General features: G+C 69.1%; 15 protein-coding genes and 1 tRNA gene. 5 read left to right on the top strand and 11 right to left on the bottom strand.

Features of this window, described 5'->3' with window-relative positions; genetic code table 11:
- Positions 1-45: 45 nt before the first annotated feature.
- A complete protein-coding gene (locus tag ACOQPE_RS04185) occupies positions 46-324 on the bottom strand; it encodes a hypothetical protein (protein WP_419855124.1) in 279 nt (92 codons plus the stop codon).
- A gap of 135 nt (positions 325-459) precedes the next feature.
- Here ACOQPE_RS04185 and ACOQPE_RS04190 point away from each other — a divergent pair, with 135 nt between their 5' ends.
- A complete protein-coding gene (locus ACOQPE_RS04190) occupies positions 460-762 on the top strand; it encodes a WhiB family transcriptional regulator (protein ID WP_420610653.1) in 303 nt (100 codons plus the stop codon).
- A 55-nt stretch (positions 763-817) separates the two neighbouring features.
- Here ACOQPE_RS04190 and tatA read toward each other — a convergent pair whose 3' ends face one another.
- From tatA to ACOQPE_RS04230, 8 genes are all read right to left on the bottom strand, one after another.
- On the bottom strand, positions 818-1,012 hold the full coding sequence (tatA, locus tag ACOQPE_RS04195) for a twin-arginine translocase TatA/TatE family subunit (protein ID WP_419865427.1): 195 nt from the start codon (positions 1,010-1,012) through the stop codon (positions 818-820).
- Positions 1,013-1,128: 116 nt separating this feature from the next.
- A complete protein-coding gene (locus ACOQPE_RS04200; protein ID WP_323672114.1) occupies positions 1,129-1,407 on the bottom strand; it encodes a WhiB family transcriptional regulator in 279 nt (92 codons plus the stop codon).
- A gap of 144 nt (positions 1,408-1,551) precedes the next feature.
- Complete coding sequence (locus ACOQPE_RS04205) at positions 1,552-2,007, bottom strand: TadE/TadG family type IV pilus assembly protein (protein ID WP_420610654.1); 456 nt, start codon at positions 2,005-2,007, stop codon at positions 1,552-1,554.
- A gap of 11 nt (positions 2,008-2,018) precedes the next feature.
- The gene (locus tag ACOQPE_RS04210) at positions 2,019-2,288 is read right to left on the bottom strand and encodes a hypothetical protein (RefSeq protein WP_420610655.1); all 270 of its coding nucleotides are present in this window, start codon (positions 2,286-2,288) and stop codon (positions 2,019-2,021) included.
- Positions 2,289-2,393: 105 nt separating this feature from the next.
- On the bottom strand, positions 2,394-3,224 hold the full coding sequence (locus ACOQPE_RS04215; RefSeq protein ID WP_420610656.1) for a type II secretion system F family protein: 831 nt from the start codon (positions 3,222-3,224) through the stop codon (positions 2,394-2,396).
- Positions 3,221-3,856, bottom strand: coding sequence for a type II secretion system F family protein (locus ACOQPE_RS04220; RefSeq protein WP_420610657.1), 636 nt, complete (start codon positions 3,854-3,856; stop codon positions 3,221-3,223). The genes ACOQPE_RS04215 and ACOQPE_RS04220 overlap by 4 nt, the downstream gene beginning before the upstream one ends.
- Positions 3,857-3,953: 97 nt before the next feature.
- Positions 3,954-5,069, bottom strand: a complete 1,116-nt coding sequence (locus ACOQPE_RS04225; protein ID WP_420610658.1) for a CpaF family protein — start codon at positions 5,067-5,069, stop codon at positions 3,954-3,956.
- Positions 5,066-5,698 carry a hypothetical protein gene (locus tag ACOQPE_RS04230; protein WP_420610659.1) on the bottom strand — a complete coding sequence of 211 codons (633 nt, stop codon included), beginning with the start codon at positions 5,696-5,698 and terminating at the stop codon, positions 5,066-5,068. Before ACOQPE_RS04230 ends, ACOQPE_RS04225 begins: the two co-directional genes overlap by 4 nt.
- 169 nt (positions 5,699-5,867) lie before the next feature.
- Between ACOQPE_RS04230 and ACOQPE_RS04235 the strand changes: the two genes are divergently transcribed.
- Positions 5,868-5,963, top strand: a tRNA-Sec gene (locus ACOQPE_RS04235).
- A 338-nt stretch (positions 5,964-6,301) separates the two neighbouring features.
- On the opposite strand, the gene ACOQPE_RS04240 is transcribed toward ACOQPE_RS04235, so the two are convergent.
- A complete protein-coding gene (locus ACOQPE_RS04240; RefSeq protein ID WP_323672107.1) occupies positions 6,302-7,237 on the bottom strand; it encodes a sigma-70 family RNA polymerase sigma factor in 936 nt (311 codons plus the stop codon).
- A 289-nt stretch (positions 7,238-7,526) separates the two neighbouring features.
- Here ACOQPE_RS04240 and ACOQPE_RS04245 point away from each other — a divergent pair, with 289 nt between their 5' ends.
- The gene (locus tag ACOQPE_RS04245; protein WP_420610660.1) at positions 7,527-9,263 is read left to right on the top strand and encodes an NAD+ synthase; all 1,737 of its coding nucleotides are present in this window, start codon (positions 7,527-7,529) and stop codon (positions 9,261-9,263) included.
- Between the two features lie 41 nt (positions 9,264-9,304).
- On the opposite strand, the gene glnII is transcribed toward ACOQPE_RS04245, so the two are convergent.
- Entirely contained in the window at positions 9,305-10,318 is a 1,014-nt protein-coding gene (gene glnII / locus ACOQPE_RS04250; protein WP_420610661.1) for a glutamine synthetase GlnII, read from the bottom strand.
- A gap of 338 nt (positions 10,319-10,656) precedes the next feature.
- On the opposite strand from glnII, the gene ACOQPE_RS04255 reads away from it, so the two are divergent.
- Positions 10,657-12,027, top strand: coding sequence for a glutamine synthetase family protein (locus tag ACOQPE_RS04255; protein ID WP_420610662.1), 1,371 nt, complete (start codon positions 10,657-10,659; stop codon positions 12,025-12,027).
- 10 nt (positions 12,028-12,037) lie between these two features.
- Positions 12,038-12,757 carry a winged helix-turn-helix domain-containing protein gene (locus ACOQPE_RS04260; protein ID WP_420610663.1) on the top strand — a complete coding sequence of 240 codons (720 nt, stop codon included), beginning with the start codon at positions 12,038-12,040 and terminating at the stop codon, positions 12,755-12,757.
- Positions 12,758-12,769 lie beyond the last annotated feature (12 nt).

The raw sequence follows: 12,769 nt of genomic DNA on the forward strand, positions 1-12,769 counted from the left end.
CGGGAACGGATGCCGTGAACAATCCGTGAACGCGTCTGTTCGCGTCTATTCGTCTTCTTCCTCGGGCATGCCGAGGTCCCAATGGAGCTCGTAGTTCTCACGCTCGGCGTCGCGCACGACCCGCTCGCGGTTGCGGCGGAATTGCGGGTCGTGGGGCGGCAGGAGCTGCAGGCGTGCGTTGGTGCGGCGGCGGAACTCGTCGACGGCTGCTTCGTCGCCGTAGATGCCCTCGATCTCCCAGTGCGGTGCGACGGGGCCCAGGTAGATGATGCGGATGCCGACCTCAGGCGGGAGCTGTTCGGCTTCGGTGGCGATGTCGGTCACGGTGGTCCTTGTCTGCGGTGGCGCAAGGGTACCGACGCGCGCCCGCTGGGCAGGCGGCGGGCGTGCTTCCTGAGAGTTTGATGAGAGTCGGCGAATCAGGGAACCGGTTGGCTGGTTGGGGCGTTGGTTCTTGTGATGTTGCAGATCAATCCGGTGTACGAGCCGCAGATGTCTCAGGGCTCCGAGAGCCTGGCCGCGGAGTGGGTCGCGTTCCGCAGGTGCGCCGACATCGACCCCAACGTGTTCTTCCCCAATGACGGCGCCGGCGTGATCGTGGCTCAGAAGGTGTGCGCCCAATGCCCGGTGGCCGACGCCTGCCGCGAGTACGCACTGGCCAACAACATCACCCACGGCGTGTGGGGCGGCACCTCCGAGCGACAGCGTCGGCGGATCCTGCGGGACCGCCGCCGGGCAAGCAAGACCGCCCGCGCTGCCTGAGCCTCGGGCTAGCCGAGACCGGGCTCAGGAGCCTGGCTGAGGAATTCCGGTTGGCTCAGGAGTCGCTTGACGAGCTGTCGCCAGACGCCTTGTCGCCGGCCGCCTTGTCCTCGTCGTTCACGCCCTCACGGAACTCGCGCTGAGCCTGGCCCAGCGAGCGCGCCAGCTTGGGCAGCTTGGCTCCTCCGAACAGCACGAGCACAATGATGAGCAGGATCAGCAGTTCGGGCGGTCCGAGCGCTATGGCCATCACGCTCGCGAGCGTACCAGTGCCCGATCAGACCGGTAGCCGAGTCAGGTCAGCCGGCGACTGCATTCGCTCTGCCGTCGGCCAACAGCCAGCCGACGACGCGGCGGCCCGTGGCCTCAGCCGGCGGCGGCGCGCCTCGTGAGGGCTCGCTGGCGGCGTACCCGGCGGCGTTCCCGCTCGCTCATGCCGCCCCAGATGCCGAACTTCTCGCTGTTCTGGAGTGCGTATTCGAGGCATTCGTCGCTGACGACGCAGCCGCGGCAGACTGCCTTGGCCTCGCGGGTGCTCGCCCCGCGCTCGGGAAAGAACAGGTCGGGATCGACCCCGAGGCAATTGGCCTCGTCCCACCAGTTCCCTGCTGGTAGCTCGACTGCTACGTCAGTTGCGAATGCCACGGGCCCTCCCCGAATCCAACTCGGCGGCCGTGTCCGGTGCGCTCATCGGCGGCCGAGATTGCTCACCTGTAATTACAGGTGTGTGACTTGCCATTGAACCCCATGGGTGTGACATGCGCAAGCGGCAATTTCGGAGGCTCAGCCTCAGGGATGCAGGCGCTCGTCGGGCATCGCCGCGGACTCGGTCAGATGGACGTCGCCGACCAGCGCACCGGCCAGTGGAACCTCTGTTGCAGAGCGGTAACGCACGGTGACGCGCACCAGTTCTGCCTCGACTCGCCGCTCCACTTCCAGCCGGTCCGGATCGAGCGCAGCAGCATGCTCCACGGCCTTGCGGACGGCGTCCATCGACGGCTCCACCGCGGCGATGCGCGCACCCACCCGGGCTGCATGCGACACGAGCACCGCGTCGCGCGCGACCAGCGCCGTCTGGACGATGCACATGAGCAGCAGCACTAGGAACGGCAGCAGCAGGGCCAGCTCGACGGTGGCCTGCCCAAGTTCCTGCGCCGCGCGTGTGCCCGGAGGCCGAGCCAGCGAGACAGTGCGCCTCTCGATGCTCGAGTTCGGAGGCCGAGCCAGCGGGATGGTTCGCCTCACTGCGCTTCGGTTCAGGAGATGGCCTTGGTCAGGTAGTTGAAGACCGCGTCGAGCAGGCGGCCGATCTTGCCGGTGCTGGTGGCCCAAGCCGTGACTGCCGCGACCAGCAGTGCGATGGCGCCGGTGAGCAACGCGTACTCGGCCGTGGTCTGCCCGGCCTCGTCGGTGGCCTCGGTTGGGTCAGACGCAACGGTCGCATCGGCCTGGTCGGCGTCTAGCCGGCGCGTGCGGCGCACCTGAGCGTGAGGGCCTGCGGCATGGGCAGTCGAGCGTTCGGACATAGGAACTCCTTGGGGTTGCTGTGGTGATGTGAGCGTGGAACTTGTGGTGACCAGATCGACCTGGTGATCTGCGGCGCTGCGCGGTGCCGTGGCAAGCGAGGCATGTCAGCCGTCGAAAGCCGCGACGAGGACGGGCACGATGGCGACCAGACCGAGCGCCGGGAGCACGCACAGCACGAGCGGGAACAGCAGCAGCACTGGCAAGCGGCGCACCTTGCCCTCGAGCCTGCGGCGACGGTCCTCGCGCAGCTCCCGGCCAAGGCGATCCATCTCAGGCGCCAGCGGGATGCCGGTGCGCATGGAACCCGTGACCGCGGCAGCGAAGGCGCGGGCGCGCGGGCCGCAGGTTTGCCCGAACTCCTCCAAGGTCTCGTCGAGATGCTCGAAGGCGGCCTGCCCTGCCAGCCTGCGCTTGAGAGCACTCGCCGCGTCGAGATGACCGAGTGCTAGCTGCAGCGAGGCGATGATCGACAGCCCGGACGTCAGGGCCACGTTCATCACGTCGACGACGGCGCCGAGCTCTGCGGCGACACGATCCGGATGCGGGACGTCGCGCCGCCGCAGCCACCGCGTCAACAGGCTGGCGGCGCTCTGGTCGTCGCGGGCGGTGCCGACGGCAGGCCGGCGAGTCGTGAGGCCGGCGGCACTCCGGCCGCTGCGGGACGCGGCACCGGCAGACCACTCAGGTGCCGCGAGCTGCAGCACACGACGACGGCCGGGATCGGGACGGGTGACGTAGCCACCCCAGCACACCGCCGCTGCTGCCAGGCCGCCGATGACGACCGGGTTCGACAGCACAACGCTGTCGGCGACCAGCGCGCCGACCGGCGAGCCCAGCAGCCCGGCCGGGCCCGGCGCAGCGGCCGCGAGCGCAGCAACGAAGCCGGCAGGTGCCGACCCAGCAGGCGGCAGCCCCGCAGCGAGACCGGCGGTCATCGCAGTGCCCGCGCAACGGTGGCGCGCATCCATGACACGCCCGCCAGTTCGAGCAGGAGCGCGCCGCCGGCGCAGAACCAGCCCAGCGGTGTGGCGGTGAGCACCCGGGCAGCAGCACCGCCCTCGGCGAGCAGGGCCAGCGCAACCGCCCACGGCAGCGCCGCCACCACCCACACCGACGCACGGGCCTGCGCCGCGTGCACCCCAGCCTCGGCGGCCATATCGGCACGTGCCCGGACGGTCGCGGCGACATGATCGAAGAGCTGCGGCTGAGCGCCCACCCGGTCCGAGGCCAGCGTGACCGCCGTGGAGAGCAGCGCTGCCTCCGAGGTCTGCTCGCGCGCCGCCCAACGCTGTACTGCACGGCTCAGCGTGACCCCGCGCTCGTGCTCGGCCGCGATCTGTTCCACCGGTGCCCACATGGGCCCGTCGGCAGCGGCTCGCAGCGCCTGCAGCATCGTGTCGCCGCCTGCCAGGCCGCGCGACACGGCAGCGCAGAAGTCGCCGATGCCTGCCGAACGGGCCGCGACCGCCATGGCAGCACGACGCCGGTCTCGACGCCGGCGCAGCCAATCGCGCGCCGCCGGCGACGTGACAGCGCCCACACCGGCCAGCAAAACGATCAGCCTCATCACGGGGCCACAGCACCGAGTTCCCAAGGGGGCCGAGTGAGGTGCTGCACTCCGCAGGACAGCGTCGGGTCTTCGCACGGAGCTGACGGCGTGGGCATCAGACGGCCGCTGTCAGGGGCGCTGGCGTTGCAGCTCGTTCCAGCGAGCCGTCGTTGCGCACTTCGTAGATAGCGGTGACAGCCCGGCGGCCGGCCGTGCCGCGGCTCATGTGAACCAGGCCGTCGAGCACCGACGCGATGTGTGCGGCCACATCGCCGACCGCGCCGCCGCCGCGGGCGAGCTGTTCGAGCCGCCACAGCGCATGCGCGGGATCATCGGCATGCAACGTCGACAGCGAGCCGCGATGACCCGTGGTGAGCGCTTGCAGCAGTGCCGCCGCTTCGGGGCCGCGCACCTCGCCGATCACCAGGCGGTCGGGCCGCATCCGCAGCGCCGCTGCCACCAGCTCGGCCATCGTCACCGCGCCGACTCCGTCGACGTTGGGCGGCTGGCCTTCGAGGCGCACGGTGCCGGCACCGAGCCGGGGCAGCTCCGCGGCTTCCTCCACCACCACCAGCCGCTCCCGCTCGGCCACCGTGGCGAGCAGGCTCGCCAGCAGCGACGTCTTGCCGGTGCTGGTGGGGCCGAAGACGATCAGGTTGGCCCGCTCGGCAACCAGACGGTCGAGGCAGGCAGCGAAGCCGGGATCGGCCAGCTCGTCGAGGCGGCGGGTGCCCGCGGGAAAGCGGCGCAGCGTGATGTACGGGCCGTCGACCGCTACCGGCGGCACGGCGATGTGGCAGCGGGTGCGGTCGTCGAGCCGCACGTCCACCATGGGCAGTCGACGGTCGACGCGCCGCCCCGTCGGCCCCAGCAAGTACTCGACCAGGCGATGCACCTCGGCGGTGCTGATCCGGCCTGCCATGGTCAATACGCCGCGCCGCTCGATGACGATCGGGCCGGGGCCGTTGATCATCACCTCGGTCACCTGGTCATCGGCCCAGATCTCTGCCAGCGGCCCGATGCCCGCGAGGCGGGCCAGTACTTCGGATACGAGATCGGCCGCGTGATGGCGATCGAGCAGCGGCGCCGCGCCCTCGACGGCGGCAGCGACATCGCGGGCAGCCGGCGCGGGCGCCGGAAGGAATCGTTCGTGGATCTCCTCCACGAACGCCGGGTCGGCCGGCGCCCGGCTCGCCGGGTGGCGGACAACGGCACGCGCGATGCGACTCACAGGAACGCATCCAGCGACCGCGCCGACTTGGCGCAGCGGTCCAGCAACAGGCCGGCGTCGGCCCAGCGCGAGATCGAGCGATCCACGGCCACGACCGCATCGGCATGCCGTCCCAGCGCGGCCTCGATGTCGGCGAGGCCCAGCGCGCGCTGCGTATCGGTCAGCACCATCACGTCGTCGACGCCGGCCACGAGCCCACGGGCGCGGTGCAGCGCCTGGTAGCAGCAGGTCATCGTGAGCAAACGCCTCACCCGCGGGCCCGCCACCCGCTCGAGGGCTGCGCTGCCGCGCCCCGCATCGATGATGTTGACCCGCGGCTTGCCGGCGAGCAGCGACCACAGCGTGCCCAGCCGGGCATCGTCGATGTCGCCGCTGCCACGCGGCAGCAGGCTGACGCCCGGCGCGACATCCACCGCGAGCGCCGAGGCTGCACCCAGCGACAGTTCCTCCGCCGCCGTCCACTCGGCGATTCCCGGCAGATCAGGCGCCGTGCCCAGCACCACGCCGAAATCGCCGGTCAAATCGACAAGAACCACATCACGACCGGCGCGCTTGGCACTGCTGGCGGCGAGCAGGGCGGTCACGGTGTTGCCGACGCCGCCCTTGGCACCCACATAGGCATAGATCATTGGTGCTCCTGAATACATGACAACAAATGAAATTCATCGTGAGCACTGACTCTGGCCGATGCGTAGGGGCGCGATCAACTGGTTTTCCGGCGGGCCCGCTGCGCCCGACGGCTGGCGCGCTGTGTTCCATCGCTGGCGCGGACTGCGACCGTGGGCAAAGATGACGAGCGGAGGTGTCTGAGCGCCTGGTGGGCTCCCCCGCCTTCAAAGCGGGCGGGACGGGCGATCCCCGTCCGGCGGGTTCGATTCCCGTCCACCTCCGCCATTTCGTGCGCGCGTTATTCGGGAGATGTGCGCCTAGCATTCGCTGTGCCGGTGACCCCAGTCATCCCGCACAGACATCTCGCTCAGTCATCCCGCACAGAGGACGCTGCACCATGAAAAAGCTGTTGCTCGCCGTGATCGTCGGCGCTCTGATCGTCATCGTGGTTCGACGCCTGACCGACGCCTAGCCGCAATTGCGACGGCGCTCTCGCCGCGCCGGTTGCTAGCCGCTCTTGTTCGCTTCGCTCACGGGCCGCTCGGGCCACGGCTTCGCCCTGCGCTTGCCGCTCTTGTTCGCTTCGCTCGCGGGCCGCTTGGGCCCGGGGCTCAGCCTCTTCGCTACACAGACAGCAGGTCGCGGGCACCGGTGTCGGTGCTGGGGTGGCGCAGCTTGGACATCGCCCGGGCCTCGATCTGGCGGATGCGCTCGCGGGTGAGCTGGAAGTGCTCGCCGACTTCCTCGAGCGTGCGGGGCTCACCCCGGTCGAGGCCGTAGCGAAGCTTGAGGATCTCGCGCTCGCGCTCATCCAGCGGTGACAGCAGCCGGGTGATCTCGCTGGGCAGCAGCGTGGTGGCCGCCACCTCGAACGGCGACTCGGCAGCCCGGTCCTCGACCACATCGCCCAGCTCGGCATCGCTGTCCTCGCGCAGCGGCTCCGACAGCGACAGCGGCTCGGCGGCGAACCGCAGCGCCTCGGTCACCTTCTGCTCGGGCATGTCGACTTCGATCGCCAGCTCGCCCAGCGTGGCCGGGCGGCCGTACTTCAGCTCGAGCCGGGAGCGGGCCTTCTGCAGGCGTGCCAGCGTGTCGCCGGCATGCACGGGCAGCCGGATCGTGCGGCCGGTGTTGGCGATGCCGCGGGTGATCGCCTGGCGGATCCACCACGTGGCATAGGTGGAGAACTTGAAGCCCTTGCGCCAGTCGAACTTCTCGACCGCGTGCATCAGGCCCAAATTGCCCTCCTGGATGAGATCCAGCAGCGGCAGCCCCGAGGCCTGGTACTTCTTCGCGATCGACACCACCAGCCGCAGGTTCGACTGCACGAACGTGCGCTCGGCACGGGCGCCCTCGCGCTGGGTGCGCATGAGCCGGCGGCGCTGCGCACCTGATATCTCGCGCGGAGATTCGAGCTGCTCCTTGGCAGCGATGCCCTTTTCGATCTGCTGGGCTAGGCGGACTTCGTCGTCCTTGTTCAGCAGGGGGTACTGGCCGATGTCGGTCAGGTACAGGCGGACGAGATCCTCCTCGTCACGTTCGACCCTCTCTTTGGCCACCGCGCCACCTCGACTGGTCGTCCCCCGCTTGCTGCTACCGGGTTTTGCTGTTGCTTCCCCCGGTTTGGGGGAGCGTACCTATCACTTGCTCTGATGCCTCCGCGCGACCGTGCCTTGCCGCGCGCCCGGTCGATGGGAGGGGCCAGGCACCCGTGCTTCAAACAGTTGCGACGCCTTTGCGCGGGCGCGGGGTCGCTGGGGCGTCGCAAAACTGCGCGCGGGCACCTGGCCCCTCCCATCGCCCTAGTCGCCTGGGGTGCTTAGCGCGGGGTGGGCGTAGGGTGAGCTGATGTCAGTGCGTGTGGGGCTGGCTCAGCTCAATCTGCGTCTTGGCGATCTGGCGGGCAACGCCGAGATGATCGTGGCTGCCTATGACTCTGCAGTTGCTGATGGCGCGCGGGTGGTGGTGTTCAGTGAGCTGACTGTTACTGGGTATCCGCCTGAGGATCTGTTGTTGAAGCCTGCGTTTGTGGAGGGGGCTGCTGCCGCGCTGGCGCGGATTGCGCAGCACACGGGTGAGGTGCCTGCGGTGGTGGGATTTCCGGAGGACAGCGGTGCTGGTGGGCCGGTGCGGTTGTGGAACTCGGCTGCTCTTTGCTGGGGCGGGGCGGTGCGTGGGGTGTTTCGCAAGCACCTGTTGCCGAACTACGCCGTGTTTGATGAGCAGCGCTACTTCGTGCCGGGGACTGAGGCTGGGCCATTGCTGACTGTCGACGGCGTGGCGGTGGGTGTGTCGGTGTGCGAGGACTTGTGGGGGCCGCCTCGCACTGCGGATGCTTCTCCTGACGATGGTGGGCTGCCTTCGATCGTGGGGGGCGACGCCGATACCAGTCCGGCGCTGGCGCAGGTTGCTCTGGGGGCTCAGCTGCTCGTGAACCTGAATGGGTCGCCGTACCGGCGGGGCAAGCAGGCTGACCGGGAGGCTGTGGCGCGGACGCGGGCCGCGGCGCTCGGGGTTCCCGTTGTCTATGTCAACCAGGTGGGCGGGCAGGACGAGCTGGTCTTTGACGGCAACTCGTTTGTGACCGATGCGTCCGGGACGGTGATCTGCCGGCTCGAGGCCTTCGCCGAACAAGTTGCCGTGTGCGAGGTTCCCCTGGCGGGCGAGCACGATGCTGGCGGCGGCGTGGTTGCAGCACTGCCCGATCCGTTGGAGGAGGTGTGGCAGGCGTTGGTGGTGGCGACGCGCGATTACGTGCGCAAGAACGGGTTCGCCGATGTGGCGGTGGGGCTTTCTGGTGGCATCGATTCGAGTGCGGTGGCGGCCATCGCCGCTGATGCGCTCGGGCCGGAACATGTGCATGGCGTGTCGATGCCGTCGCGCTATTCGAGTGAGGGGTCGCAAACCGACGCCGCCCAACTGGCCGCGAACCTGGGCATCGACTTTCGCACGGTGCCTATCGAGCCAGCGCACGCGGCCCTCGGCGGCATGCTCGAAGAATCGGCCGGTGCTGGCCCGGTTGACGCTGGCTCGACCCGCGACAGCGCGGCGGCCGACCTCACCGATCAGAACTTGCAGAGTCGCATCCGGGGCGTGCTGCTGATGGCGCTGTCGAACCGGTTCGGCTGGCTGGTGCTCACCACCGGCAACAAGACCGAGACGTCGGTGGGCTACACGACGCTGTACGGCGACACTGCCGGGGCGTACGCCGTCATCCGCGACGTGCCCAAGCTGCTGGTGTACGAGCTGTGCCGCTGGCGCAACCGCCAGGGCGACGGCGAACGCATCCCGCAGGCATGCATCGACAAGCCGCCCTCAGCAGAGCTGCGGCCCGACCAGCGCGACGACCAGAGCCTGCCGCCGTATGAGCTGCTGGACCCACTGGTGGAGGCCTACGTGGAAGGCGACCTGAGCGCCGCCGAGATGCTGGATCAGTACGGGGCTGACCCCGATGTCGTGCACCGCATCACGCGGCTGGTCGACATCGCCGAGTACAAGCGGCGTCAGTCGCCGCCCGGTCCTCGCATCACTGCCAAGAGCTTCGGCAAGGACCGGCGCATGCCGATCACGAACTTCTACCGCTGAGCGCGCGTGTCGCTGGCAAGCGCTGCGCGTCTGCGGGTTGGCTAGGCCAGCGCCTCGCCAATCGTCTGGCTGAGCAGGGCGGTCACCACATAGGGATCGGCGTTGGCGTTCGGCCGGCGATCCTCGATGTAGCCCTTGCCGTCCTGGTGGACCTGCCAGGGGATGCGCACCGAGGCGCCGCGGTCGGACACGCCGTAGCTGAACGTGTCGTAGCGCTCGGTCTCGTGCTCGCCGGTGAGGCGCAGCTCGATGCCGTGGCCGTAGCCGGCGATGTGCTCCTCGGGCTTGCCCGGCGCACCCAGCGACTGGGCAGCCTTGACGACGGCGTCGTAGTTCTCACGCATCGCCTTGGTGGACACGTTGGTGTGCATGCCCGCACCGTTCCAGTCGCCCTGCATGGGCTTGGCGGCCAGGCTGACCTCGATCTCGTGGTCCTCGCCGGCGCGATACAGCAGGTAGCGGGCCAGCCAGATCTCGTCGCCCACGGTGAGCGCGTCGACCGGGCCGATCTGGAACTCCCACTGGCCGGGCATGACCTCGGCGTTGGTGCCCGAGATGTTCAGGCCCGCCTCGATGCACCAGGTGGTGTGCTGCTCCACGACGTCACGACCGTGGATGCGCAACGCGCCCACGCCGCAGTAGTACGGCCCTTGGGGGCCGGGGAAGCCGTTGGGCGGGAAGCCCGAGGGCCACTTCGTGACCGGATCGAGCATGGTGTACTCCTGCTCGAGGCCGAACCAGAAGTCCTGATCGCCGTACTTGTCGAGGATCGCCCGGGTCTTGGCCCGCATGTTGGTGGGGTGCGGCTCCATCGTCTCGGGCAGGAAGGTCTCGCACATCACCATGATGTCGTTGCCGCCCCGCAGCGGATCGGGGCAGGTGTAGACCGGCTGCAGCACGACATCGGAGTCGCTGCCTTCAGCCTGGTTGGTGCTCGAACCGTCGAAGCCCCAGATGCCCGGCTCGTCGCCGTCGGCCAAGACTCTCGTCTTGGAACGAACCTCGGCCGTGGGCTCGGTGCCGTCAGTCCAGATGTACTCGGCCCGGTAGGTCACTGCATGCTCCTTCGCTGATTCGCATGTACGTCAACTGCGGATCGGGTCAGCCGCATTGCCCAGCCGGGCGGCCTGCGGGCCCGCGCTCGGCTGGCCCGGTTGGCGGCTGACACCAACATCCGTGCGCACGATACAAACCACCCAGGGTTTCCGGGCCATTGCCCAATTGTGAACAGCGCGTGAAGCTCGCTCCCACCCCTAGATCGGGCACCGGTGCAGCGCCGACAATGGGGGTTCAGCCATTGGCCCGGTCACTGTGGCGGGGATACGCCCCGCTGCGGGTGCAGCCAGCCCTCAGTGCCCAGCCAGCAGCGTCCGACCGGAAGGGGAAGGCCACTGTGACGATCCCAAGCCCGACGATCCCGGAGCGGGAACGACCCCAGGACTACGTGCTGCGCCGCGTCACCGAACGGCGTGTGCGGCTGATCCGCCTGTGGTTCACCGACGTGGCGGGGCAGCTCAAGTCATTCGCCATCTCGCCGGCGGAACTGGAGGCGGCCTTCGAGCAGGGCATGGTGTTCGACGGGTCGTCCATCGAGGGCTTCAGCCGCATCGCCGAGGCCGACATGGTGGCCCTGCCCGACCCCGAGACGTTCGAGCTCATGCCGGCTCGCAACGGCAGCAGCAGCGACGAAGTTTCCGCCCGCATGTTCTGCGACATCACCGGCGCCGACGGCACCCCCTTCGACGGCGACCCCAGAGGTGTGCTGCGGCGGGTGATGGACCGGGCGCGCGCCGCCGGCTACACGTTCTACGTCGCGCCCGAGATGGAGTACTTCCTGTTCGAGCCCGACCGGGTGGACGGGCGGCCGGTGCCGCTCGACGCCGGCAGCTACTTCGACCTGACCACCGCCGACATCGCTTCTGACATCCGGCACCGCACGCTGAGCGCGCTGGAGACCATGGGCATCCCAGTCGAGTACTCGTTCCATGAGGACGCGCCCTCGCAGCATGAGATCGATCTGCGCTACGCCGACGCTCTCACCATGGCCGACAGCGTGATGACGTTCCGGCTGCTGGTGCGCGAGATCGCCTTCGAGCATGGCGTGCACGCCACGTTCATGCCCAAGCCGCTGGCCGGGGTGCAGGGCTCGGGGATGCACACCCACATGTCGCTGTTCGCAAACGGGCGCAACGCGTTCAGCGACTCCGACTCAGCCGACGGGCTGTCCGACGTGGCACGGGGCTTCGTGGCCGGGCTGCTCAGCCACGCCCGCGAGATCACCGCCGTCACCAACCAGCTCGTCAACAGCTACAAGCGGCTGATCGCCGGGTACGAGGCGCCGGTGGCGATCTCGTGGGCCCGCAGCAACCGTGCGGCCCTCATCCGGGTGCCGCCGACGCGCAACGAGGGCGAGGAGGCCACGCGGGTGGAGTACCGGGCGCCCGACCCCGCCTGCAACCCGTACCTGGCGTTCGCCGTCATCCTGGCGGCGGGGTTGAAGGGCATCGAGGAGGGTTATGAGCTGCCGCCCGAGACTCCCCCGTCCATTACCGGCTACAGCGACCACGGCGGGCCGGCCTACGGGCATCATCTGCCGGCCTCGCTCGACGAGGCGCTCGACGAGATGGAGGGCAGCGCGCTCGTAGCCGAAACGCTCGGGCAGCACCTGTTCCGATGGTTCCTGCGCAACAAGCGGCGAGAATGGTCGTCGTACCAGACGCAAGTGACCCAATTCGAACTGGACAACTATTTCGCTGCCGTGTGAAGTTGAACTCATGTACGCCGTTCACCCCGCCGCTGTCAGCACCGAGCTGGCGCAGTTCCTGGACCTCGGCGGCTACGCCTGGAAACCGGTGGCCACCACGGCCGACGTGACGGCGGGCGCGCCGCCCGAGGGCTGGGCCGGAGCGATCATCCGGCTGGGCGGCGACGACCCGAACAGCGATGGCGCGAACAGCGGGGGCACCGGCGGCGCGGGTGGCACCGACGTGGCCTGGGCGGTGGCGAGGGCGCTGCGGGAGCACGCCGCGGCCACGCTGCCGGTGCTGGTGCTGGTGCGCGGCAACGCGCTCGACGAGCTGACCATGCGCGACGAGATGTTCGACGATTTCTGCCTCGACCCGTTCCACCCGCGCGAGCTCGAAGCCCGCCTGGCGCACCTGGCCGCCACATCGAACGGTGGGTCGACCGAGATCATCGAGTACGGGCCGTTGCGCATCAACCTCGACACCTACGAGGCGGTGGTGGACGAGCGCCCGCTCGACCTCACCTACATGGAGTACGAGCTGCTGCGCTTCCTGGCGTCGCAGCCGGGGCGGGTGTTCACCCGTGAGGCGCTGCTGAACCAGGTATGGGGGTACGAGTACTACGGGGGGGCGCGGACCGTGGACGTTCATGTGCGGCGTTTGCGGGCGAAGCTGGGCGAGGAGAATGCGGACCTGATCCAGACCGTTCGGTCTGTGGGGTACCGGCTCGGGACGTATCGCTGGCGCTAGTTGTCCTGCGTC

The organism is Candidatus Poriferisodalis sp. (genome assembly GCF_965219595.1).
In the GTDB taxonomy this organism is placed as follows: Bacteria; Actinomycetota; Acidimicrobiia; order Acidimicrobiales; family Poriferisodalaceae; genus Poriferisodalis.